The sequence below is a fragment of the Pyxidicoccus xibeiensis genome, assembly GCF_024198175.1.
In the GTDB taxonomy this organism is placed as follows: domain Bacteria; phylum Myxococcota; class Myxococcia; order Myxococcales; family Myxococcaceae; genus Myxococcus; species Myxococcus xibeiensis.
In genome coordinates, this window is the sequence record NZ_JAJVKV010000002.1 from 874,121 (window position 1) to 896,665 (window position 22,545).

Genomic DNA, 22,545 nt, shown 5'->3' on the forward strand with positions numbered 1-22,545 from the left:
AGCTAGCCGAACTTCCGGGGCGGGTGCGCGGGGCACGTGCGGCCGGTAGCATGGGGGCATGTCCTCACCGTTCCGGAGCACCGCCGTGGCGCTGGCCGTCGTTCTCAGCGCCTGTGGCGAGGGTGAGCCGGTGATGCTGGAGGCGGTGGCGGCCGACTGCGCGAGCGAGGCGCCGCAGCACCTGGACCGGCTGCCCTCGGGCAGCATGGTGCTGAACGCGTACTTCCTCCAGGAGGAGGCGACGCGCGACGTGCGGCGGGGCCTGCCGGAGTCGGCGGTGGTGGAGGAGGTGCTGGCGAAGGCGGCGGCGCTGGGCGTGCGCGCGGTGCGCACGAACGGGCACAACGACGCGGTGGACAAGGTGGGCGACAGCGCCATCCAGGTGGGGCCGCTGCAGTACGACGAGGTGGCGTTCCAAGGGTTGGACCGGGTGCTCGCGCGGGCGCGGGTGCACGGGGTGCGGCTGGTGCTCACGCTGGGGAACTACTGGGACGCGTACGGCGGTGCGCGACAGTACGTGGCCTGGGCGGGGCTGCCCGGGCCGGTGGAGGGGGACCCGCGGTTCTTCACGGAGCCGGCGGTGGTGGCGCACTACAAGGCGCACGTGGCGCGGGTGCTGAATCGGGTGAACACGGTGGACGGCATCCGCTACGGGGACCATCCGGCGGTGCTGGCGTGGGAGCTGCTGAACGAGCCGCGAGGGTGGGGGCTGGACAGGGAAGGGGCGCGGCTGCGGGCGTGGGTGGATGACGTGGCGCGGGAGGTGAAGGCGCAGGCGCCGGGTCACCTGGTGGGCACGGGGGAGGAGGGCTTCGAGCCGTCGCCGGAGGGCTACGACGCGACGTTCTGGGCGGCGGTGGGGACGCCGATGTTGCGGACGCCGGGCTCGAGCTTCACGCGGAACACGGCGTCGCCGTTCATCGACTTCGCGTCGGTGCACTTCTATCCGGAGGCGTGGGGACTGGATGGTCCGGGGACGGCGATGGCAGGGGCGCGGTGGATTGTCGAGCACGCGGCGATTGCGCGCAGCCTGGGCAAGCCGCTGTTCGTAGGGGAGCTGGGACTGCGGAACGAGGGGAGCCTGGATTTGTCCCAGCGCCGCGCGCTGTACCGTGGCTGGCTGGAGTGTTTGCGCAAGCAGGGCGTGGGTGGCGGGGCGCTGTGGATGTTCGCGAATGACTCACGGCCGGACGCGTGGGACGCGCACACGTTCTACTTCCGTGATGGCACGGTGCCGGAGGACCCGGTGAACCGGTATGCGGATTTGATCATCGAGGCGGCGGGGGCGGTGCGGCCTTGAGTTCGAGTCTCAGGAGCACTGGAGAATCAGCCAGGCCCGCTCGAAGCGGCGCGCAAGCAGGTCTTCGTCTCGGATGAGCAGGTAGATCGTGCCATAGCTGCCCCAGACGAAGCCCATGGCCTCGTCCGTGCCCACCTGCCAGAGCAGGTTCCACCCCTTGGCTCCGGGCCGAAGACGTTCCGCCTCTGGAGTCGATTCCGAGGCGTAGGCGTCGAGCCCATTCGACGCGAGCTGCGCATCGATACGCCCATCTTCCTGCCACCAGTTGGGATGGCCGCGAAGCTGATCAGCCCCCCGGTCCGCCGTGTCGGTTCCCATCAACTGGCGACGGAGTTCGATGATGTCCTCGCCTTGCTCTTCGCTCCAGAAGTCCGGGTCCACGGGGGCGTTGATGTCGGACCAACCTGGCAGGGAAAGGCCCACGGTCGGATGAAGCTGGCGAATCGGGAGGACCGGCCGCTCGGCCTGCATCAGTTCTTCGGGTGGAGAGAGCGGGACGAGCTCGGCTCCCGGTGGGACGTAGATGAGCTTGCAGAATGTCCGGTGAGGAGGTTCGGTACCCCAGGGTTGGTTCTCCACGTCATAGAAGAAAGCCAGAAGCCCTTCCGTGGGGAGCTCGGGCAACATCGCTCCTCGGCAGCCGGCCAGTTCCGCGAAGTCGAGCTGCCCGAGGAAGTGGAGTGGGCCTTCCGGTGAGCGTGGCCACGGTGTTCCGGGTGGCAGGAAGGGCAGGCCACCGTAACGGCAGCCTCGCGGGCCCTGGGGGCCTTCGACTTTGTCGAAGTAGATGCAGGGAACCAGCGAACGCTCCAGAACGGCCCGGTGTGGCGCAAGGGATGCCGGCAGGCTCAGCGGTTGGCTTGGTGGGGGACGTGGAGGAAGAGGCTGAAGGCTCATGGCGTTACTCTGGGTCTAAAGCCCAGGTCCCTTCTTCCCATCGCTTTAGCGCTTGCTGCGCTTCGAACGCGACCAGCCCCTGTCCCAACGCCGCTTCTTCCAGCACTGTTCTGGCCTCGGCAGTTCGGTGCCTTAGCAAGAACGCCGCAGCAGTCGTCCGCACATCTGGATTCGGATGCTTTAGGAGGACAGCAAGAGCATCCCTGCCGGTGTCGCCTCGTGACCGGAGTTCCTTGAACGCCGCGATATATCGGTCTCCATACGTATCTTCGAGTCCAGCTTCGCCTCGAGAAATGGCGTTGGTTTGAGCCGTTACGTTCTCAGCAAACTCTCGGACAAGATCTTCCAATGTCATCGCCATACTCCCTGCTTGATCATTTCAATGGCGAGCACGCCAAAATCACGCTGTGCTGCGTAGGATTGTGTGCTCAGCCACTCGCGCACGGTCAGGTCAGTCGAGCCCGTGATTCGAGGGCGCTTCTTGGAATAGAACGCACTGATGAGGTCATGCAGCGCCTTGTCCAGGGAGATGACGTTCCTGGTGTTGTGTACGGCTTTAGGTCCAAATTGCTGAATATTTCCTTCTGTTTGCTCGACGATGTGGTGCCATTCCTTCCCTTTGCCAGCGCTACCTCTGCCCTTATAGAGGCCGCCGTGCGTCTGCCATTCTCTGTAGCCGGCTGGCGCGCTCCTTCCGCCGCGCGAGCCCCGCGAGGCCATCGCCAGTGCCCCAGGTGCAAGGCCAATTGCCAGGCCATCGGCGACCACGCCCACGGTTTGGACCTCGCCGACTACAGCGTAGGCGACCCGAAGCTGTGATTCGGCGTTCACCGCAGCCTTGGTAGCCCCGGGAAGGGTCGGGAGCCTCGCGCTGAAGGTCGCGGCCGTGCTGCCAATGACCGCCGTCGCCAGCATCGCGAACGCGCGTGCCGCGTTCCTCCCCATCACCTTGCCGAACTGTTCTCCGGCCACGCGTAGTTCATCGAAAGTCACCGCACGGTCCACTGCCTCCATCAATCGCTGGAAGCCAGCGATGAGCGTGTAGAAGGTATCCAGGCCCACATAGCCAATGAGTGCCGCCGTCAATGCTGCCGCTACGCCCTTGGTCGCGGGCTCGGGCACCGTCCACAAGATGGCGTACATGCCCGCCGTCCAGAGTGCCGCCGCCAGCATCGCTTCCGGCTCGGCCATGTCCTTGAACGCTTCCGCCATCTCGTCGAGTACCGCGCCCTTGGCCATCGCCAGCGCCAGCGTGAAGCGGGCATCCCCGGTGACCGAAGGGCTTTCCGTCAGCAACCCCAGACAGTCTCCGTTCCTCCCTGTGCGTGCGCACCAGAGCAGGTAGCGGCGCGTGAGCTCCACGTCCGCCGCCTGCGGGTCGAGCACGGGATGCTCGCCGGGCGTCAGCGGCGTGAGTCGTCGGCTGCGCACATCGAACAGGTACGCACCACTGCGCGCCTCAATCGCGAACAAGCGCAGGGCTGCGGCCTGGGGCCGAGACGAGGGCCGGACCTCGCGGGCCAGCTCCGTCAGCGCCTCCTGGACCTCGTCCTCATCGAGCTCGGCGGGCTCGACCCCCGAAGCAGGGGACACCTGAATCAGCGGCGCGCCTGGTGCATTTTCAAGCCGCACGACCCGCGTCGTCCCGCTACACCCGGCCAGTGCCACCAGCAACAGCGCCATCCACCGTGGAGCCATGCATGCCTCGGTAGCACAACCGAACCTCCGGATACACGAAGGCCCGGAGGGAGTCTCGCTCCCACCGGGCCCGGTGCTTCACGGCTCTGCCGCGCTCGAATCAGTACGCGATGTGCACGTGGTCGCGGTGGCCACCGATGGCGCCAATCGGACGGCCGTTCTTGATGCCGCCCTGCGGGTCGTAGAACAGCTCCGTGGGACGTGTGCCAGCCAGGCGGCGGTAGTACTCCGCCATCTTCGACGGGCTGCCCGCCACGTCGATGGCGCGGCCCTTGTAGTGGTACGAGCCCGGCGCGTGCTTGCCACCCGTGGTGGACGTGATCCTCAGCCCCATCTGCCGGGCCAGGTTCGTCGCGTAGTCCAGCTTCTGCCGGTTGCTGCCGTTCACCGGGAAGCTGCCCGGCGTGCCACCCACGCCGTCCGGCTTGCCATCCCAGAAGTCGTCGTTGCGCGTCTTGAACAGCTTGCTGCCCGTGTTGTTGCCGACGATGCCGTCCGCCGCCAGGCCGTGCGCACGCTGGTAGCGCACCACCGCCGCCTTCGTGTTCGCACCGAAGATGCCGTCCGTACCACCCGGGTTGTAGCCAGCACGAGCCAGGGTCTGCTGAAGCCGCGTCACATCGGAACCGCGCGAACCGACCTTGAGCATTGGGGGGCCTCGTTCTCTCTCTCGCCCGGGGGGTGGGGCGGATTTCTCAGTTCGAGAGAGTTATCGAGGCCTGGGATCGGGAGTTGCGAGTGAAGCCGGTAAAAGCCGTGAGTCCCGCAGCGCCAAACAAATCCAGCGGCCCTGCTCACACGGAGATCAGGCCCTTGCGGATGCCCTCGGTGACGGCCTCCACGCGGTTGGTCACCTCCAGCTTCCGGTAGATGTGCTCGAGGTGGGTCCGGATGGTGGCCTTGCTGAGGCTGAGCAGTCGCGCCGCCTCGCTGTTCGAGACACCCTTGGCGATGAGCTGGAGGATCTCCCGCTCGCGGTCCGACAGCGGCTTGAGCAGTGGCTCCGCCGCCGGGACGAACTGCTCGGGCTGCGGCTCGGGCGCGACGGGCGGGGCGGCGACGGGCTCGGTGGGCACGGGGCCCGCGTCCGGATCTACGCGGAAGTGGCGCAGCAGGCGGCGCGCGAGGTTCGGCTGGATGACCGTGCCGCCCGCGCGCACCTCCTTGATGGCCTCGATGATCTTGTCCACCGGGGCGCCCTTGAGAAGGTAGCCCGAAGCGCCGGCCTTCACCGCCTCCAGCACTTTGTCCTCCTCGTCGAAGATGGTGAAGATGAGGATCTCAATCTTCGGAAAGCGCGCCTTCACCTCGCGCGTCACGTCGATGCCGCTCATGCGCGGCAGCCCCAAATCCAGCAGGAGCACGTCCGGCATCAGCTTCGGCACCTCGTCCATCGCGGCCTCGCCCGACAGCGCGGTGCCGACGATGTCGATGTCCGGGTGGCCCTCGAAGAGGCGGAGCTGGTTCTTGAGGATCTTCGTCTGATCCTCCACCACGAAGACGCGGATGGGCGTTGAGGCGGCGGGCTGCGGGGCGTCCACGGAGGGCTCCGGTCAGGCGGGAAGGCAGGGAAGGGAGAAGGCCACCTGGGCACCCGTGCCCGGCGACGAGTCCACGATGAGCTGGCCGCCGAGCTTCATGGCGCGCTCGCGCATGTTCAAGAGGCCGTAGTGGCCGCGCGGCGTGCGGCTCGGGTCGAAGCCCTTGCCGTCGTCGCGGACGATGAGGTGCACCCGGTCCTCGCTGTAGTCGAGCCGCACGTGCACCGCCTTCGCCTCCGCGTGCTTCACCGCGTTGGACAGGGACTCCTGGAGGATGCGGAACAGCGCCAGCTGCGCGTCCGGCGACAGCTTGCGCTGCAGGCCCGTGCGCTCGAAGCGGATGTCCATCCCGGTGCGATCCCGGAACGTCTTCGCGTAGTCCTCCAGGCCCTGCGCCAGCTCGAAGTCCTCGCGCATCATCCGCAGGTTGCGGCGCAGCTCTTCAATCGACTCCTCCGCGGTGAGCTTCAGCTCGCGGATCTCCGAGCGCAGCCCGTCCTCGCGGGTGAGGTTCAGGATGTACTCGGCCTGGATGATCATCGAGGAGAGCGACGCGCCCAGGCCGTCGTGGATCTCCCGAGCCAGCCGGTTGCGCTCCTCCACCACCGCCAGCTCCTTCAGGTCTCCCTGGAGCGACACCACCTCACGGTGAGCGGTGGCCTCTCGCTCGTTCAGGTACACGAGCACGTAGACGATGATGAAGTTGAGCGCGAGGTACCAGAGCAGCGTCAGCAGCTCCACCGCCGTCACCGAGCGGTTGAGGAGCAGGTCCAGGCGCGTCGTGATCGGCAGCGCCAGCAGCGGCGGCAGGATGGCCAGCGGCTTGGGGTAGAGGATGGAGAAGAGCGTGGTGAACAGCAGCTGGGTGGCCAGCAGCGGGCTCTGCAGACCGCCGCCCACCTGGGGCTTGGCGATGAGCACGACCATGATGCTCAGGTCCAGGCAGAGCGTGGTGTACGTCACCCAGCGGCCGGCCTTCGGGTGGTCGATGACCAGCAGGTTCGCGACGCTGTAGAGCAGCATCGTGAAGTAGCCCACGAAGGCGAACGGGCCGGTGAGGCCGAAGTAGCCGCTCCACGCGGGCACCGCGAGGATGAGCAGGCCCAGCGTGAGGAACATCATCCGCGCGTAGAAGAGCGCACGGGCGCGGGCGACGAAGCGGTCCTGCTCCCAGGAGGCGGTGGCCTGCTCGGCGGACACGCTGTCCGTGAGCTTTCGGCGCTCCAGCACCTCCCGCACGCGGGCGCGCAGGTCGTTGGCTGGTGTCTCCTCGCCCAGCGCGAGATTGGTGTTCATCGGGCAGGCAGCTTAAGGGACCGGCCGGGTGTCCGGGAATCCCGGGGGCGGCCCGCCTCCTTCCATGGTGGGGGAGGAGGCACGCCCGGGGCCCCTGGGGCTCACTTCGTGGGGGCGCTGCCCGCGCAGGCCTCGCGGGCTTCGGGCTTGCGCTTGAAGACGTAGTCCAGCCGGTCCGTCGACTCGCCGGTGCGCTCGTCGAAGAGCGGCGTGCCGCCCGCGTACATGGTGCCTTCGGGATGGCCATACTTGTCGAGCTTCTGGGACTGGAGCCAGCGGTCCACGCAGGCCTCCTGGGCCTCGCGGCTCGCACCGACCGTGCCCTTGCCGGCGGCGCGGGCGCCGGCGTCACCCATGGCGGTGCCCGCGTCCTCCGTGCCGGTGAGGGCGCCACGGTGGGTGCCCGTCTGGGTGCCCTCCGAGGGGACGCCCGCGTCCTTCCCGGCCTCCATGGCATCGCGGGTGTCGGCGGTGGAGGCGGCATCGCCGGGGCCAGCCGTCTCGCCGGTGTTCTTGTGGCAGCCGACCGCGAGGAGGAGGGCGGTGGAAAAGACGAGCACGCCGGGCAGGTTTCTCATATGTCCTGGCAGGTGAGGTCCGCGCGAGGCGGCACGTGTGGGTGGGCGCCTGCGCCCTTCTTCACGGTCGGACGCAGGGGCACGCACCTTATTCGCTTCCGACCCCTTCGCGGAGGGGCAATCCGATGCACGGCCACGACACCGACCACCACCCCCGCATCCCCCACGCCTCGCGCCTCGAAGGCGCCCGGGTGCTGCTGGTGGGCGCGGGAGGCCTGGGCTGTCCGGCGTCGTTGGCCCTGGCCCAGGCCGGTGTCGGCCACCTGACGCTGGCGGACCCGGACCGCGTGGACGTGACGAACCTGCCACGCCAGCTCTGGCACCGCACCCAGGACGTGGGCCGCAACAAGGCCGAGTCCGCGGCGGCGGGCCTGGCGCGCGCCTTCCTCACGCTGAGCACCGAGGCCCTGCCCGAGCGCGTGGACGCCGGCAACGCCGAGGCCCTGTTCCGCGCGCACGATGCCGTCATCGACGCCACGGATGGGGTGGCCACCAAGTTCTTCCTGTCGGACGTCGCGGTGCTGACCGGCGTGCCGCTCGTCTATGGCGGCGTGCTGCGGATGCAGGGACAGGCCATGAGGGTGGACCCTCGCGGGCCGTGCTTGCGCTGCCTGTACGAGGCGCCGCCCCCGCCCGATGCCGTGCCCACGTGCGCGCAGGCGGGAGTGCTCGGCTCGCTCGCGGGGCTGGTGGGCGCGGTGCAGGCGCTGCTCGCGCTGGAGCTGCTGTCCGGGGCCGCGCGACCCGCTCCTGGCGAGGCCACCCTGCACGTGCTGGACGGCGTGTCCCTGCTGGGGCGCCGCGTCCGCGTGGAGCGCGCGCCGGACTGTCCGGGCTGCCAGGTCACCGCCGTTCCGGCCTTCCCGGAGGCCGCGCGCGAGGTCGAGTCATGTCCGAGGTAACGACGGGGCCGGGCGCGACGATTGCCACCCTCGACATCACCCGCGAGGTCTGCCCGATGACCTACGTGCGCACCAAGCTGAAGCTGGAAGCGCTCGAGTCCGGCGCGCTGCTGGAGGTGCTCCTCCGGGGTGCCGAGCCGCTGAAGAACGTGCCACGCAACGCGCGCGAAGAGGGCCACGAGGTCGTGTCCCTGGATGCGCGCCCCGACGGGACGCACCGGCTGGTGCTCCGCAAGCAGGGTAGATAAGCCATGGCGACCATCCGCATCCCCACTCCCATGCGGCCGCTCACGCGCAACCAGACGGAGGTCACCGCCTCCGGCGCCACCGTGCGCGAGGTGCTGAAGGACCTGGACACGCGCTTCCCCGGCATCGGCGCGCGGGTGCTCGACGAGCGCGGGGCCGTGCGCCGCTACGTCAACATCTTCCTCAATGACGAGGACATCCGCGCCCTGGGCGAGCTGGACACGCCCGTGAAGGACGCGGACCGGCTCACCCTCATCCCCGCGATGGCGGGAGGCTGAAGCTCCACCATGGCGCTGCGCGAAGACCAGATCCTCCGCTACTCCCGGCAGATCCTCCTGCGCGACGTGGGTGGCCGGGGCCAGGAGGCCCTGCTGGCAGGCGCGACGCGCGTGGACGCCACCGGGGCCTCGGGCATGACGGCGGCGGCGTACCTCGCGGGCGGTGGCACGCCGGTGTCCGGCACGGGCTCGCTGCCGCTGGGGCCCTGGGCGCCCGGCTTCCTGGTGGCCGCGGACGACGTGGGCCGTCCCGCGGCGGAGGCGCTGTCCCGGGGAGTGCCGGAGCTGAACCCGGACGCGGCCGGCGCCGGGCGGGGCGGGGGGCTGGTGGCGGAGCTGCCCGCGGCCTGGAGCGGCGAGGCCCCCTGGGTGGCCCTTGGCGGCGACGGCATGCGCGCGGCGGTCGTCTTCCGGGGCCCCGACGGGTGCGTGTGGTGCTTCGGTGAGACGGTGCGGCACCTCGTCCAGCCTCCGGATGGAGCCCTGGGCGTGGCGCTGGGGGCGCTGGGCGCCCTCGTGTTCCAGCGGCTGCGGCTGGGCATGGAGCCCGCGCTGGGAGGCCGGTGGCTGCTCGCGCCAGGGGCGGTGGAGCCCCTCGAGCTCCGGCGGTGTGCCCGCTGCGCGGCCAGCACGGAGCTGCTCCAGCCGTGAGCCGCTGGCCCGAGCCCGGCTGGCCGCAGCCCGTGCGCGACGAGGTGACACGGCACCTGGAGGCCGCCTACCCGCACGAGGGCTGCGGGGTGATTCTCCGTGCTGGAGACGCCGGGCCCTGGCGGGTGCGCCCACTGCGCAACGTGTCTCCCCGTCCCCGGACTGCCTACGCCTTCTCACTCGAGGAGTGGCTGGCGGTCTCCACGGAGGCGGACGCACGGGGAGAGCAGGTGGTGTGCGTCTTCCACTCGCATGTGGAGGCACCCCCTACCTTTTCCCGCGAAGATCTCGTACAGGCCGCCCCGGCGGGTGAGCCATTACTGCCCGGAGTTTCCTACCTCATCGGATCCGTACACCAAGGCTGTGTGATCTGGGTGTGTGAGTACGAGTGGACCGGAGGCGATTTCACGTCCCATCAGGGCTGAAAAAGGCATTTCAGAAACGAAAAAGCCCTGTAGGGGCAGGCACTTGGCTGCTCGTCACCCCCACCTGCGGAAAGGTGCGTGTCAATTGTCAAGTGAGGGGGTTTTCGTCTATAACCACGCGCATCTTCTGGATTGCGGCGTCCACACGGAGCTTGCAAAAAGCGCTCCGGACGCAGGGAGTTGAACAGGCTTATGGCCCCCAACACTGGTTTCACCCTCTGGCTGACCGGCATGTCCGGGACCGGGAAGAGCACGACGGCTGCGTACATCGCGGCGCGGTTGCGGCAGGTTGGCCGCAACGTGGAGATCCTCGACGAGGGCGAGCTTGGCGAGGCGCTCTGGGCCGGCCTGAGCGATGCCAAGGAGGACCGCACCACGGTGGTCCGCCGCCTGGGCTTCGTGGCGAACCTCCTGACCCGCAATGGCGTGGCCGCGCTGGTTCCCTGCGTGAGCCCGTACAAGCAGGGCCGCGAGGAGAACCGCCGCGCCATCGGCCGCTACGTCGAGGTGTACGTCGACTGCCCCACCGAGAAGCTCATCGAGCGCGACAGCACCGGCCGGTACAAGAAGGCGCTCAACGGGGAGATCCCCAACTTCATCGGCATCACCGAGCCGTATGAGCCGCCCAACTCGCCGGAGGTCACCATCCACTCCGACGTCGAGTCGGTGGAGGACGGCGCGGCGAAGATCTTCCAGTCGCTCCTGGACCTCGGCTACATGAACACCGAGGAGCTGAAGATCATCACCGGCAAGAAGATGAAGGCCAACCCGCTGCCGGCCAAGGAGGAGCGCGGCTCCGGCTCCGAGAAGGGCGGCAAGGCGGAGAAGGGTGGCAAGGCGGACAAGGGCGCCAAGGCCCGCCGCGGTGACGAGGCCCGTCCTGCCGCGAAGGCTCCCAAGGCGGACAAGGGCGCCAAGGCCCGTCCTGCGACGCGCGCGGCCCGGGTGGCGAAGCCCACGGCCGCCGCCAAGAAGCCGGCGAAGAACAAGGCCCGCTGAGCGCGGGGCCGAGCCGGCCCTCGCTTCCAACCCCTGAAGGGCTCCAGGTTGCCGCGCATCAGGCGTGCAATCCGGGGCCCTTCCGTTTTAGGAGTCCCCCCATGCTGAGCCCCGAGCGGATCCAGGCCCTGTGTGAGTCCTCGCGCCCCAAGCTGGAGGCGATGCGCGCCGCGCTGCGCGCCCACGGCAGCGCGCTGGTGGCGTTCTCTGGCGGAGTGGACTCCACCTTCGTGCTGAAAGTCGCCGTGGAGGAGCTGGGGGAGCGCGCCCTGGCGCTCACCGCGCTGTCCGCGTCGGTGGCGCCCGAGGAGGCCCAGGAGGCGCGCGAGCTGGCGGAGCGCATCGGCGCCCGGCACGTGGTGGTGGGCAGCAACGAGCTGGCCAATCCGCAGTACGCGGCCAACCCCACCAACCGGTGCTACTTCTGCAAGACGGAGCTGTACGACATCTGCGAGGCCCGCCGCGGCGAGCTGGGCCTGGCGGTGGTGCTGGACGGCTTCAACGCGGACGACTTCAAGGACCACCGGCCGGGCCACAAGGCGGCCCAGGAGCACAAGGTGGTGTCGCCGCTGGCGCAGGCGGGGCTGACGAAGGACGAGATTCGCGCGTGGAGCCAGTCGCTGGGGCTGCCCACCTGGGACAAGCCGCAGATGGCGTGCCTGGCGTCGCGCATTCCCTACGGCACGGCGGTGACGCGGGACAGGCTCATCCAGATTGCCTCCGCCGAGTCCGAGCTGCGCAAGCTGGGCTTCCGCCAGTTCCGCGTGCGCTACCACCAGGAGGTGGCGCGGCTGGAGGTGGCGGCCGAGGAGTACGAGCGGTTCCTCTCCGCCGACGTGCGCCAGCAGATCAACCGGGCCTTCCTGGCGCTGGGCTTCAAGTTCGTGTCGCTGGACCTGGAGCCGTTCCGCTCCGGCCGCATGAACGAGGCGGCCGGCGTGGCCCGTCCCGGCACGGGCAAGGCCGAGGGCTTCGCGCTGCCCGTGGTGAGCTGAAGCCGTCTACGGCGAGGAGACGAAGCGGATGCCCCGCTCCCGGGCGAGGGCGTCCCGGGCCGCGTCAGTGGTCGCCGTCCCACGCAGGTCGAGCTCGCGCAGCGACAGCAGCCGGTGGAGCGCCGTCAGTCCCGCATCGGTGACCTTCGTGCGCGTGAGGTACAGTGTCCGCAGGGAGCCCGGCAGGTGGGGGAGCACCGGGTCTCCGAGCTTCGTGCCCGCGAGGCTCAGCCAGGTCAGCTTCGCGAGGTCCTGGAGCGCCTTCGCCTCGCCGTCGCTCAGCCACGTCGCGCCCAGGTCCAGCGTCGTGAGCCGCGCGAGCCCCTGGAGGGCCGGAAGGCCCGAGCCGCTGATGGGCGTGCCCGAGACGTGGATGGCCTCCAGCTCCGGCAGGGCCGCGAGCCGGCCCAGTCCCAGGTCCGTGAGGAGCGTCCGCGCGGCGCGCAGGGATTGGAGATGCGGGAAGGCCTGGAGTGCGGGGACCCACTCGTCGCTGAAGCCGGTCCGGCTCAGGTCCAGGTGACGGAGCGCCGGGCGCGGACCCAGGTGCTTCAGCGCATCCACGCCGATGGGCGTGGCGCCAAGGTCCAGCCGGGAGAGCTGCTGGAGCGGAGCCAGCACCACGAGCGCCGCGTCCTCCACCTGAAGTCCCGACAGCCCGAGGACCTCGAGTACTCCCAGGTCGGAGAGGGACGGGAGGCCGGCGCCCGTGACGGCGGTGCGGGACAGCTCCAGCTCGCGCAGGGACGTGAGACCTTGCAGATGTCGCAGCGCCGCGTTGTCGGTGCGGGTGTCATCGAGGTGGAGGGCTTCCAGGCGGGTGAGTCCCGCGACGTGGCGGAGCCCCGGCCCGCGGACGCGGGTCCTGCTGAGCACCAGGGCCCGCAGGGCCTTCAGGTCCACGAGGTGGGCCAGCCCCACGTCCGTCACCCGGGTGCTGCCCAGGTGGAGGGCTTCCATCGCGCGCAGCTCGGAGACGTGGACGAGGCCCGTGTCCGAGACACTCGTGCGAGCCAGGCCCAGCCACGTCAGGTCCGGCAGGCCGCGCAGCGCGCGCAGCCCCGCGTCCGTCACCCGGGTGCCGCTCACGATGAGCGTCCGCAGCCGGGCCCCGGGGAGGGCCGCGAGCACGGTGTCATCCACCGTCGTGTCGGAGAGGTCCAGCCACTCCAGCTCCGCCTGTGCCGCGAGCAGTGCCTGTGCGCCAGGACTCACGGCGGTGCCCGCGAGTGTGAGCCGGCGCAGCGTGGTGAGGCCGGCCAGGGAAGCCAGGCCCGCGTCGGAGACGGCCGTCTCGCTCAGCTCCAGGACCGCCAGGCGCGCCATGCCCCGGAGGTGCGTGAGCCCTGCGTCGCTCACGCGCGTGCCGTCGAGGTGCAGCGCCTCCAGTCCGGTCGCGCCCGTGAGCGCGGCGAGGTGTGCGTTCCCGAAGTCGGTGCCAGTCACATGGAGCGAGCGGAGGCTCGTGCCCTCCACCAGCATCGAGAGCAGCGCAGGCGCGGGAAGGCCCACGTCCGCGAAGGAGAGCCCGGGAACCCGGTGGTCGCGCAGCACCGCGGCCACGGCGCGCGCGGCGTCCTCCGTCTTCACCGGCTCCAGCGGCTCCGCGTACCACTCACCCTCGGTGGGGGGCTGGGAGCCGGACTCCTGCACCGGCAGCAGGCCCGCCTCGGAAGGCGTCCCATCCGGCAGGCGCCGATACACCCGGAGCAGGGGGCGTGGCGGCTCCACGGCCGGGGCGGGCGGGGGTGGTGGCGGGACGTGGACCGTGGCGCAGCCCGCCACGAGCAACAGCAGCCCCACGCACCACGACAGCCCACTCCTCATGCACGCACCTCTTCACGGTCAGGTGCCGTGAGCCAAGTGCGCTTCCTGGAGGCAGGTCAACGGCAAACTCGCCGCGGACCTGCCTCGAGAGCCCGGGAGCTCAGGGGGGCGCCACCGCGCACAGCCCGCTGTCAGCGCACTCCAGCCCGTGCGCGCAGTCCACGTCCTGGGTGCAGCGCGTTCCCTCCAGGCAGTCCTGGCCCGCGCCGCCGGACATGTTCTCCACCGCGAAGCGCGGGCTCTGAACGCCCTCGACGATGGTCTGGTTGCCGTGCGAGCCGTTCAGGTCGTTGACGAGCTCCACCGTTCTCGAACCTGCCGTGGCCGTGGCGGTGATGTCGAGGTTGGGGGCGCTCAGGACGGCTGTGGCGATGGCCTGGGCCACCTGCGACTCCGTGCTGCTGGTGCCGATGGCGACGCGGATGTGGGCCGGATTGTGGTTGGTTCCCCTGTCGAGCTCGAACACCGTGAAGGAGTTGATGCCGTCGGAGATGAAGAAGACCTCTCCGTCCCGGATTTCCGAACTGGCCACCGCGCGGATGCGGCCCCGGGCGGGGGCCAGCTGGGTGCGCGAGCAGGTGAGGCTGCAGGCGCCGCAGGCATCGGCGTTGCCGTCGTCGCACGCCTCGCCGCCATTCAGCTCGCCGTCGCCGCAGTGTGGCCCGGTGAGCGCCAGCGTGTCCGAGCAGTCCGCCTTGCACAGCATGCAGGTCTGCTGCCCGTAGGGGCACTCTGTCTCCTCGATGCCGTTTCCGTCGTCACAGGCCTCGCTCGGGTGGTTGCGCGAGCCGTCGCCGCAGTAGGCGCCGGAGAGGCTCACTTCGCCGGTGCAGGTGGCGTTGCAACCCGTGCAGCTCCGCGTGCCGTAGTCGCACGAGGTCTCGGTGACGACGTTGCCGTCGTCACACACCTCGACGCTGCTCTTGAAGCCATCGCCGCAGACGGGGCCGGTGAGCTCCAGTTCCTCCATGCAGTCGGACCGGCACAGCGTGCACTCCGCCGTCCCGTAGGGGCACGAGTCCTCCGTCGTCGTGTTGCCGTCGTCGCAGACCTCGTTGCCGTTCCTGATGCGGTCGCCGCAGGTGGGGCCCGTGAGGCTCAGCACGCCGGTGCAGGTGGCGTTGCAGCCCACGCAGCTCTGGGTGCCGTAGTCGCACGTCGTCTCGGTGACGTTGTTGCCGTCGTCACACGCCTCGTTCGGGGCCTGGAAGCCGTCGCCGCAGAAGGGGCCGGTGCGCGGGACCAGCTCGGTACAGGTGGCGTTGCACACCATGCACGTGCGGTCGCCGTACTGGCAGGAGGTCTCGGTGGTGGTGTTGCCGTCGTCGCACACCTCGCTCGGGTGGTTGAGGGAGCCATCACCGCAGTAGCGGCCGGTGAGGTTGAGCGACGCGGTGCAGGTGGCGTCACACGCCTGGCAGTTCCGGGTGCCGTACGCGCACTCCGTCTCCGTCACCTTGTTGCCGTCGTCGCAGCGCTCGCGAGCGTCGTTCTGGCTGCCATCGCCGCAGAAGCGGCCGGCGAGGGGCAGGGGATTGGCGCAGGCGCTGTCACAGAGCGTGCAGCTCTCGGTGCCATACTGGCACTCGGACTCCGTGGCGGTGTTGCCGTCGTCGCACACCTCGCTGGCGTCATTCCGGGCGCCGTCGCCGCAGTAGCGTCCGGTGAGCGTGAGGGCCGTCGCACAGGTCGCGTCGCAGGTGGTGCAGTTGCGGGTGCCGTAGGCGCACTCGGACTCGGTGGCGGTGTTGCCGTCGTCGCAGACCTCGCTGGCGTCGTTCCGGGCGCCGTCACCGCAGTAGCGCCCGGTGAGGGGCAGGGGCGCGGTGCAGGCGGCGTTGCAGCGGGTGCAGGTGCGGGTGCCGTACGGGCACTCGTTCTCAGAGAAGCGGTTGCCGTCGTCGCACGCCTCGAGGTCCGGCCCCTGGGTGTCCACGAAGTTGTCGCCGCAGGTGTTGCGCACGCAGGTGGCCAGGCAGTCGTCCTCCTCGGTGGCGTTGCCGTCGTCGCACTCCTCGCGCGCGGCCGTGTTGCGCCGGCCGTCACCGCAGAAGGCCGGGGTGCAGTCGGAGTCGCAGAAGGAGGACTCGCCGCCGGAGTCGCAGGCCTCGCTGGCGTCCGTGTTGAGCAGGCCGTCTCCGCACAGGGGCGTGGTGCAGTCGGAGTCGCAGGTGCCGGAGTTTCCGCCGGTGTCGCACTGCTCGCCGCGCGCGGGGTTGCGGTAGCGGTCTCCGCAGAAGGCGATGCTGCAGTCGCCGTCGCAGTTGGCGGTGTCCGTCGCGCCCGGGTTGTCACACTGCTCGCTGGCGCTGACGTTCACGAAGCCATCGCCGCAGGCGTGCGCGGTGCAGTTGGCGTTGCACTCCGGGGACTCGCCCGCGGCATCGCACTGCTCCAGGCCGGGGGACTGGCGGTCCGTCACGCCGTCGCCGCAGCGGGGCAGCTTGCAGTTGCGCAGGCAGTTGTCGGTGTCGATGTTGTTGCCGTCGTCGCACTCCTCGTCCAGGTCGCGCACGCCGTTGCCGCAGCCCTCGCCCGAGCGGCAGTCGGAGCTGCAGCCGTCGCCGTCCGCGGAGTTGCCGTCGTCGCACAGTTCGCCGGCGGCGGTGTCCAGGATGGCGTTGCCGCAGGACTCGTCGGAGCGGCAGTCGGAGCTGCAGCCGTCGGCGTTCACGTTGTTGCCGTCGTCGCACTTCTCGCCGCCCGCGACGTCCACGACACCGTTGCCGCAGGACTCCTCGGAGCGGCAGTCACCGCTGCACCCGTCGCCGCTCTCGTTGTTGCCGTCGTCGCACTTCTCGCCCTTCGACGTGTCGACGTAGCGGTTGCCGCAGAACTCGGTGGAGAGGCAGTCCGCGCTGCACCCGTCGCCCGAGCGCGAGTTGCCGTCATCGCACTTCTCGCCGACGGCGCTGTCCACCGTCGCGTTGGCGCACAGCTCGTTGGAGCGGCAGTCCGCGCTGCAGCCGTCCTCGTTCCGGGTGTTGCCGTCGTCGCAGACCTCGCCGGCCGCGACGTCCACGGTGCCGTTGCCGCAGGACTCGTTGGACGCGCAGTCGGCGCTACAGCCGTCGCCCTCGCGGACGTTGCCGTCGTCACAGTCTTCGGCGGCCTGGATGACGCCGTCGCCGCAGGAAGTCCGGATGCAGATGTCCTGGTTCGCGGCGCACTGCTGGCCGGAGGGACAGACGAGCCCGGAGGGGCACGTCACGCTCTCCGGCTGCACGCAGGCGAAGAGCGGCATGGCCAGCGCGAGCAGCAGGAGCAGGGAAGGGGAAGAGAGACGTCGCATGGGGAATCTCAGAAGCGGAACGTCGCGGAGGCGCCACCGCCGCCAGCGCCGAGGTAGGGGGTGACGCTCGCCGTGGACTTCGGAGCCTTCGCGGCCTCGGACGGGTCGACCTGGATGGGCTGGAGCCGGTTGAGGTAGACGAGCACCGCGCCCGTCACCACCGCCGCGCCGCCGACGGCGTACGCGGCGAAGGCCCCTGTCTGCAGGGTGTCTCCCCGGGAACGATGGTCGGCGACGGCCGGCTCCGGCACGCAGCCGCCACAGCTGGCGATGGCGGTGTCGAACTTCTCGAAGTCACTGCGCGCCCCCGAGTGCAGCAGCACGCCGCCGGCCGCGAGCGCCACGCCGGTGCCCACCACCGCCCACGGCTTCCACGCGGACCACTTCCTCCGGTACTGGATGAGGTCGTCCGACGTGAACAGGCGCAGGTCCAGCGACGTCCGCTCGCCCGGGGAGAGGGTGCGGCTCTGGTCCTGCGTGAGGTAGCCCTCGCCGGTGGCGACGAGCGTGTGCGGTCCGGCGCGCACCCACCCCTCGAAGCGGCCCGGGCCCACGAACAGGGGCCGGCCGTCCATCACCACGGACGCGCCCGGCGTCTCGCAGGTGATCTCCAGCCGCGCCAGCTGCTTCTCCACCAGCGTCTTGTACGCGCGGGCGTTCTCCAGCTTCTCCGTGTCCAGGGGCGCCGCGCCGTAGCGCATCGCCGCCTCCAGGTGCTGGTGGACCTCGATGGGCTGGTCCAGGTTCAGCAGCGCCAGCGCCAGGTTGTAGTGGATGGCCGGATGGTCCCAGTGCGTGAGCGCCTGCCGGTACTGCTCCGCCGCCTTCGGGAACAGCGACTCCTTCAGGAGCGTGTTGGCCGTGCGGAACAGGTCGATGGCGAGCTGCTGCCGCTGCTGCGACACGCCGCGTGCCCAGGGGCGCTCGTCACCGGACAGCACCACCGAGGAGGTCCGCTCGGTGGGCTCGGCCTCGGCAGGGGCCGGCGTGGCGACCGTGGCCGGGGAGGGCTCCACGGCCGCTGGCACGTCCACGGGCTCGGCGACCACGGGCTCCACGGCCGCGCCCTTCTTCAGGCGCTTCGTCTTCGTCTTCGTCTTCGCGGTGGCGGACGCCGCGTCGGGAGACGCCGGGGTCTTCACCGGGCGCTTCTTCCCGAGCTTCGGTGCTTTCGGCGCCTTCGGAGCCGGGGACACCTTCGCGGCCTTGCGCATGCGCTTCTTCCCGGTGGCCGTGGTGGGGGACGCGGCGTCTTGCGCGGAGGCGGAGGGCGCCGTCCAGGGCGCCAGCAGCGCGAGCGACAGGACGAGGCCAATCGTGGAGCTCTTCATCAGCATGTGGGGGGCTTTCACTTCAACTCGTCGATGACGGGGCTGCCGAGCTGCGACTGGAGGCGTTGCACGCGGTCCTGCTCGCGGCGCAGCAGGGACTGGAGCTGCTGGGCGGCGCGGATGGCGTCGTCCTGTGCCTGGCGCGCGGCCGTCGCGTTCTTCTCCGCGTACCGCTTCGCGAAGCGGGCCCGGAGCTGGGCCTTGTTGGCGTTCTCCAGCGCGTCCAGCAGCTCGTCGTTCTTTCGCACCAGCTCGTCGTTGGTGACGGCGACCTGGGCGTTGGCGGCCTCGGCGGCTTCCTGTGCCTTCTGCCGCTCCAGCTCCTTGGCCTGGACCTCGGCGAGGCGCGTGCGCGCCACCGTCTCCGCCTCGCGCGCCTCGGACGCGGCGCTCCGGGCGATGATGGCCTGGCGCTCGGCCTCCTGCTGCGCCTGGTGGATGATGACCAGGGCAATCACCGCGGCGATGGCCAGCAGGCCGAGGAAGGCCGTGGAGCCGATGACCAGCGCCTTGCGGCGGCGGGCGGCCTTCTGCTCCTGCGCGAGCACGTGCTCCAGGAAGTCGCGCTGCAGCTGCGGCAGCTCCCCCCGGTAGCGCCGCTGGAACCGCCGCGCCTCCTCCACCACCTCGCCGCGCCACAGCAGGCCGGCGTCGAAGCCCTTCGCCTGCCACTGCCGGGCCGCGTTGCGCAACTGCTCCAGGAAGGCCGAGTCCTCCTGGCCCTCGTCGAGCCAGCGGCGCAGCGTGGGCCAGCTGTGCAGCAGCGACTCGTGCACCAGCTCCACCGTCGCGCCCGTGGCGCCGCCACCCGTCTGCACCACCAGCAGGCGCGCCTGGACGAGGTGGTCGATGAGCCGCTGGATTTCGCCGGTGTCCTTCGCCAGCTCGCGCAGCTCGCCCATGGAGACGATGGCGCGCGTGCGCTCCGGCGTCACCAGGCGCAGGAACACGGCCCGCACCAGCGTGCGCTGCGTGGGGGACAGCTCCTCCAGCACGCTGTCGGCGTGCGTGGCGAGCGCGCCGGCGATGCCGCCCATGGAGTCGTAGCTCTGCTCGGTGAGCAGCTTGCTCGCCGTGTCGCGCTGCTCCCACAGCAGCGTCGCCGCGAACTGGAGCAGCGGCAGCGCGCCCTGCGTCGCGTCCAGGTGCCCGAGCATGTGCTCGACGAGCTGCGGCGTCTCGAAGCGGTACCCGGCCATCTCCGCCGGCTGCACCAGCGCGTCGCGCAGGCCCTCGCGGTTGGGCGGGGACAGGAAGAACAGCCCCTGGCTCAGCTCCGCCATGAAGTGCTCGTCCTCGGGCACCCGGTCCAGGAAGTCGGAGCGGATGGACAGCACGACACGCACCGGAGACGTCGCGTCGTCCGCGAGGCCCGCGAGGCAGGCGGTGAACGCCAGGCGCTCCTGCACGTCCGGCACCTGGGTGTAGAGCTCCTCGAACTGGTCCACGAACAAGAGCAGCTTCCGGCGCGAGCGGCGGGCGCGGCTGCGCAGCACGGTGCCGACATAGCCCGGCTCCTGGGCCAGGCGCTCGACGAGCTGGCGCTGCTCCTGGATGTCGCCCTCCAGCGTGGTGGAGCTGCTCACCAGGGGCGCGACGATGCTGGCCAGCGCGGCCAGGGGCTGGCGGCCGGGGCGGATGACGAGCGACTCCCACGTCTCGCCGGAGCGCTTCAGCACCGGGACGAGGCCGGCGCGCACGAACGAGGACTTGCCCGTGCCGGACGGGCCGACGATGGCCATCAGCGGCCGGTCCTGGATGCGGTTGACCAGCGCCGCGATTTCACGGGAGCGGCCGAAGAAGCGGTCCGCGTCCGACTCCTGGAAGGAGCTGAGGCCCGCGTAGGGGCTCTCGTCGATGCGCAGCTCGCGGGTGTAGCGCCCGGGGAGGAAGGGCTCCAGGGCGCGCAGCAGCGACGCCGCGTCCGGGAAGCGCAGGTCCTTGAGCTTGTAGAGGCAGCGGTCCACGACGGCCGCCAGGTCCGGCGGTACGTCCGGGGCCACGTCGCCCAGGCGCGGCATGGGCTCGTCGAGCTGCGCCGTCACCATGAGCTGCGGGCCGTACAGCGGATCCAACGGGTGCTTCCCGGCCAGCATCCGGAACAGCATGATGCCCACCGCCCAGATGTCCGTGCGGTGGTCGATCTCCACGCCGATGCCCCACTGCTCCGGGGACATGTACGGCATCGTGCCCATGATGGCGCCGGAGCGGGTGAGCTCGCTCCTGTCCTCGGACGCGCCAGGCGCGGCGGCAGGGGAGGGCGCGGCCACGTCGAGGTCCACGTCCACCGTCGAGTCGCCGCCCTGGAGCACCTTGGCGATTCCGAAGTCGAGCACCTTGATGCCGCCCGAGTCGGTGACGATGACGTTGTCGGGCTTGAGGTCGCGGTGGACGATCTTCCGCTCGTGTGCGCACGCCAGGGCCCGGACGACGGGCACCATCAGCTCCACGGCGCGCGTGGGCGGCAGGCGCTGGCTGCCCTTCACCAGCTTGTTGAGCGGCTGGCCCTGGAGGAACTCCAGCACCATGTACGGGCTGCCCTGGAACTCGCCGACCTCGTAGATGATGACGATGTTCTCGTGGCTGCACAGCGCGGTGGCCTGGGCCTCGCGGATGAAGCGCCGCGTGACGTCCGGGTCCGTGGTGTGCAGGAACTTGATGGCCACGCGCCGGCCCAGCCGCGTGTCTCGCGCCAGGAACACCGTCCCCATTCCGCCGCTGCCGAGCTGCCGGATGAGCTCGTAGTGGTGGATGCGTGTGCCCGGCCGGGGCAGGTGGTCCGCGCCCTCCGACGACGTGTCCCCGAAAGACGGATTGGAGGGGCTGCTGTTCCCGGTACCGGGGCCGGAATCCGGAGCGAAGAGGGACTCCACGTCAGCGGCTACGGTGTGCTCATCCACTTCGAAGGCCACGGCTTCCTCGTGCCCTGGGCGCTGCTTCCCGCCGCGGGCCTCCGACCTGGAAGACCCTGATGAAGGGATTGCACGCCGTTTCAGGAATGACGGTATTTTCGTCCTGGGCTGATGTCAGGCTCAAGACGCTCAGCGCCAGTGCTCGCACATACTGTGAGTGTGAGCGGACGAGGGGACCGCCGCTCGGTGGGCATGGGTAGAGGCCGACCCTCTGTCTTCACTCACGGCAAAGAAAAAGCCCGCGACCGGATGGGCCGCGGGCTCGTCATGGCGTTGAGGGAACCCGTCTACCGGACAGAGAGGTTCACGCGCACCGTGCCCTCCGCGCGCCCAAAATTGTCAGGAGTCACCTGCATCAGGCGGAAGGGGGTCTCGAAGTTGACCGGCCGCAAGGAGGGATAACCCTCCGCGTCCAGCCCTCCGGAGGTCACGTCGACCGACTCCAGGCCCAGCTCGTAGTTCTCGCTCTCGCGCGAGTGAAACGCCCAGGGGATGAACATGACCTCCCCGTACTCGAACGCCAGGAGAGAGAAGTTGATGGGTCCTCCCTGTTCAAAGGACGGGGCGAGGCGGTCGTGCAGGAGCTCGGAGTAGGGACCTCCGAACTGGACGGTGATGGGGCCCGTGCGCACTTCGAACCCCCGGGGGCCCCCGACCCTGGTTACCGTCGCCGTATTCCAGCTGATGATGAAGGGCACGCTCCGCCCCGCGAGCTCCCCGAGCGTATTGAAGGGCTCCGGCTGCGGGAGCGGGTCGAAGTCGAACGTGCCGGAGAGCCAGCCCCCCGAGTCCACGGTGAAGCCCACGTCCGCGGTGCCGTTTCCGGGGACCTTGAACAGGAAGCGCACCGTGCGCGTCTCTCCCTCCAACAGGGAGAATGCCATCGGGTTCGGCGACATCAGACTGGCCGGCACCGTCTGTCCGGGCGCTTCAACGCGCTCGATGCGCCACTCTCCCTCGAGCCGGATGGAGTAGGGGCCCGCGGGCAGCGGCACGCTCAAGGTGTCCACCGAGGTGTCGGTGATGTTGAGCGACTGCGTCCCGGTGATGGCAAAGGTCGCCCCCACCAGCCGGTAGCGCTGGCCGTCCGCGCTCGTCGTGGTCAGCGGAAGCTGGATCACTCCCTCGTGGGCCAGGGGCTCCCGCGGCTCCGTCGACGAGGCCCCGCCGCACGCCCACACCAGCAGCGCGAGCGCAATGACACTGCAATTGAACTTCCTCATTGAAACTCCTTGCGAGGCGGCGGACCCTAGGGATGCGGGTTTGTATTGTCAAATGAGAGACAGAGGGGTCGCCTCGGACCCTTCATCCGCGCTCATCGAAGGCTGGTAGAAGTCACCGCCCACCGATGATTCGCGAGCGGTCCATGACGTCTGG

Annotated in this window: 20 protein-coding genes; 8 read left to right on the forward strand and 12 right to left on the reverse strand. The window is 70.0% G+C overall.

All coding sequences use genetic code 11. The features are described 5' to 3' along the window. Positions 1-58: 58 nt before the first annotated feature. A complete protein-coding gene (locus LXT23_RS11485) occupies positions 59-1,300 on the forward strand; it encodes a glycoside hydrolase 5 family protein (protein ID WP_253980164.1) in 1,242 nt (413 codons plus the stop codon). 9 nt (positions 1,301-1,309) lie between these two features. On the opposite strand, the gene LXT23_RS11490 is transcribed toward LXT23_RS11485, so the two are convergent. The 7 genes from LXT23_RS11490 to LXT23_RS11520 all read right to left on the reverse strand — a co-directional run bounded on the left by LXT23_RS11490 (position 1,310) and on the right by LXT23_RS11520 (position 7,310). After that, positions 1,310-2,197 (reverse strand): YwqG family protein, encoded by an 888-nt coding sequence (locus LXT23_RS11490; protein WP_253980165.1) that lies wholly within the window; start codon positions 2,195-2,197, stop codon positions 1,310-1,312. Between the two features lie 4 nt (positions 2,198-2,201). Further along, positions 2,202-2,552 carry a DUF2019 domain-containing protein gene (locus LXT23_RS11495; RefSeq protein ID WP_253980166.1) on the reverse strand — a complete coding sequence of 117 codons (351 nt, stop codon included), beginning with the start codon at positions 2,550-2,552 and terminating at the stop codon, positions 2,202-2,204. Continuing rightward, positions 2,549-3,895, reverse strand: a complete 1,347-nt coding sequence (sitA5, locus tag LXT23_RS11500) for a SitA5 family polymorphic toxin (protein WP_456105149.1) — start codon at positions 3,893-3,895, stop codon at positions 2,549-2,551. The genes LXT23_RS11495 and sitA5 overlap by 4 nt, the downstream gene beginning before the upstream one ends. A gap of 100 nt (positions 3,896-3,995) precedes the next feature. Then, positions 3,996-4,544: a peptidoglycan-binding domain-containing protein gene (locus LXT23_RS11505; RefSeq protein WP_253980168.1), complete on the reverse strand. Its 549-nt coding sequence runs from the start codon at positions 4,542-4,544 to the stop codon at positions 3,996-3,998. Positions 4,545-4,689: 145 nt separating this feature from the next. Continuing rightward, the gene (locus LXT23_RS11510) at positions 4,690-5,436 is read right to left on the reverse strand and encodes a response regulator (protein WP_253980169.1); all 747 of its coding nucleotides are present in this window, start codon (positions 5,434-5,436) and stop codon (positions 4,690-4,692) included. A gap of 12 nt (positions 5,437-5,448) precedes the next feature. Further along, positions 5,449-6,732, reverse strand: a complete 1,284-nt coding sequence (locus LXT23_RS11515; protein WP_253980170.1) for a sensor histidine kinase — start codon at positions 6,730-6,732, stop codon at positions 5,449-5,451. A 101-nt stretch (positions 6,733-6,833) separates the two neighbouring features. Further along, positions 6,834-7,310: a hypothetical protein gene (locus LXT23_RS11520; RefSeq protein WP_253980171.1), complete on the reverse strand. Its 477-nt coding sequence runs from the start codon at positions 7,308-7,310 to the stop codon at positions 6,834-6,836. A 125-nt stretch (positions 7,311-7,435) separates the two neighbouring features. On the opposite strand from LXT23_RS11520, the gene LXT23_RS11525 reads away from it, so the two are divergent. From LXT23_RS11525 to larE, 7 genes are all read left to right on the forward strand, one after another. Then, positions 7,436-8,212, forward strand: coding sequence for a HesA/MoeB/ThiF family protein (locus LXT23_RS11525; protein WP_253980172.1), 777 nt, complete (start codon positions 7,436-7,438; stop codon positions 8,210-8,212). Then, positions 8,200-8,460 (forward strand): sulfurtransferase TusA family protein, encoded by a 261-nt coding sequence (locus tag LXT23_RS11530; RefSeq protein WP_253980173.1) that lies wholly within the window; start codon positions 8,200-8,202, stop codon positions 8,458-8,460. The genes LXT23_RS11525 and LXT23_RS11530 overlap by 13 nt, the downstream gene beginning before the upstream one ends. Before the next feature lie 3 nt (positions 8,461-8,463). Then, positions 8,464-8,736, forward strand: a complete 273-nt coding sequence (locus LXT23_RS11535) for a MoaD/ThiS family protein (protein WP_253980174.1) — start codon at positions 8,464-8,466, stop codon at positions 8,734-8,736. 9 nt (positions 8,737-8,745) lie between these two features. Beyond that, positions 8,746-9,387: a HesA/MoeB/ThiF family protein gene (locus tag LXT23_RS11540; protein WP_253980175.1), complete on the forward strand. Its 642-nt coding sequence runs from the start codon at positions 8,746-8,748 to the stop codon at positions 9,385-9,387. Positions 9,388-9,419: 32 nt separating this feature from the next. Further along, the gene (locus LXT23_RS11545) at positions 9,420-9,812 is read left to right on the forward strand and encodes a M67 family metallopeptidase (RefSeq protein ID WP_323378923.1); all 393 of its coding nucleotides are present in this window, start codon (positions 9,420-9,422) and stop codon (positions 9,810-9,812) included. 192 nt (positions 9,813-10,004) lie between these two features. Further along, positions 10,005-10,811, forward strand: a complete 807-nt coding sequence (gene cysC / locus LXT23_RS11550; RefSeq protein ID WP_253980176.1) for an adenylyl-sulfate kinase — start codon at positions 10,005-10,007, stop codon at positions 10,809-10,811. Positions 10,812-10,912: 101 nt separating this feature from the next. Next, entirely contained in the window at positions 10,913-11,806 is an 894-nt protein-coding gene (gene larE / locus LXT23_RS11555; RefSeq protein ID WP_253980177.1) for an ATP-dependent sacrificial sulfur transferase LarE, read from the forward strand. A gap of 6 nt (positions 11,807-11,812) precedes the next feature. Here larE and LXT23_RS11560 read toward each other — a convergent pair whose 3' ends face one another. From LXT23_RS11560 to LXT23_RS11580, 5 genes are all read right to left on the reverse strand, one after another. After that, positions 11,813-13,633: a leucine-rich repeat domain-containing protein gene (locus LXT23_RS11560; protein ID WP_253980178.1), complete on the reverse strand. Its 1,821-nt coding sequence runs from the start codon at positions 13,631-13,633 to the stop codon at positions 11,813-11,815. 100 nt (positions 13,634-13,733) lie between these two features. Continuing rightward, entirely contained in the window at positions 13,734-16,925 is a 3,192-nt protein-coding gene (locus LXT23_RS11565; protein ID WP_253980179.1) for a DUF4215 domain-containing protein, read from the reverse strand. 8 nt (positions 16,926-16,933) lie between these two features. After that, positions 16,934-18,262 carry a peptidase associated/transthyretin-like domain-containing protein gene (locus LXT23_RS11570; RefSeq protein WP_253980180.1) on the reverse strand — a complete coding sequence of 443 codons (1,329 nt, stop codon included), beginning with the start codon at positions 18,260-18,262 and terminating at the stop codon, positions 16,934-16,936. Between the two features lie 11 nt (positions 18,263-18,273). Continuing rightward, positions 18,274-21,168 (reverse strand): serine/threonine protein kinase, encoded by a 2,895-nt coding sequence (locus tag LXT23_RS11575; protein ID WP_323378894.1) that lies wholly within the window; start codon positions 21,166-21,168, stop codon positions 18,274-18,276. Positions 21,169-21,455: 287 nt separating this feature from the next. Continuing rightward, positions 21,456-22,391: a hypothetical protein gene (locus LXT23_RS11580; RefSeq protein WP_253980181.1), complete on the reverse strand. Its 936-nt coding sequence runs from the start codon at positions 22,389-22,391 to the stop codon at positions 21,456-21,458. Between the last annotated feature and the right edge of the window lie 154 nt (positions 22,392-22,545).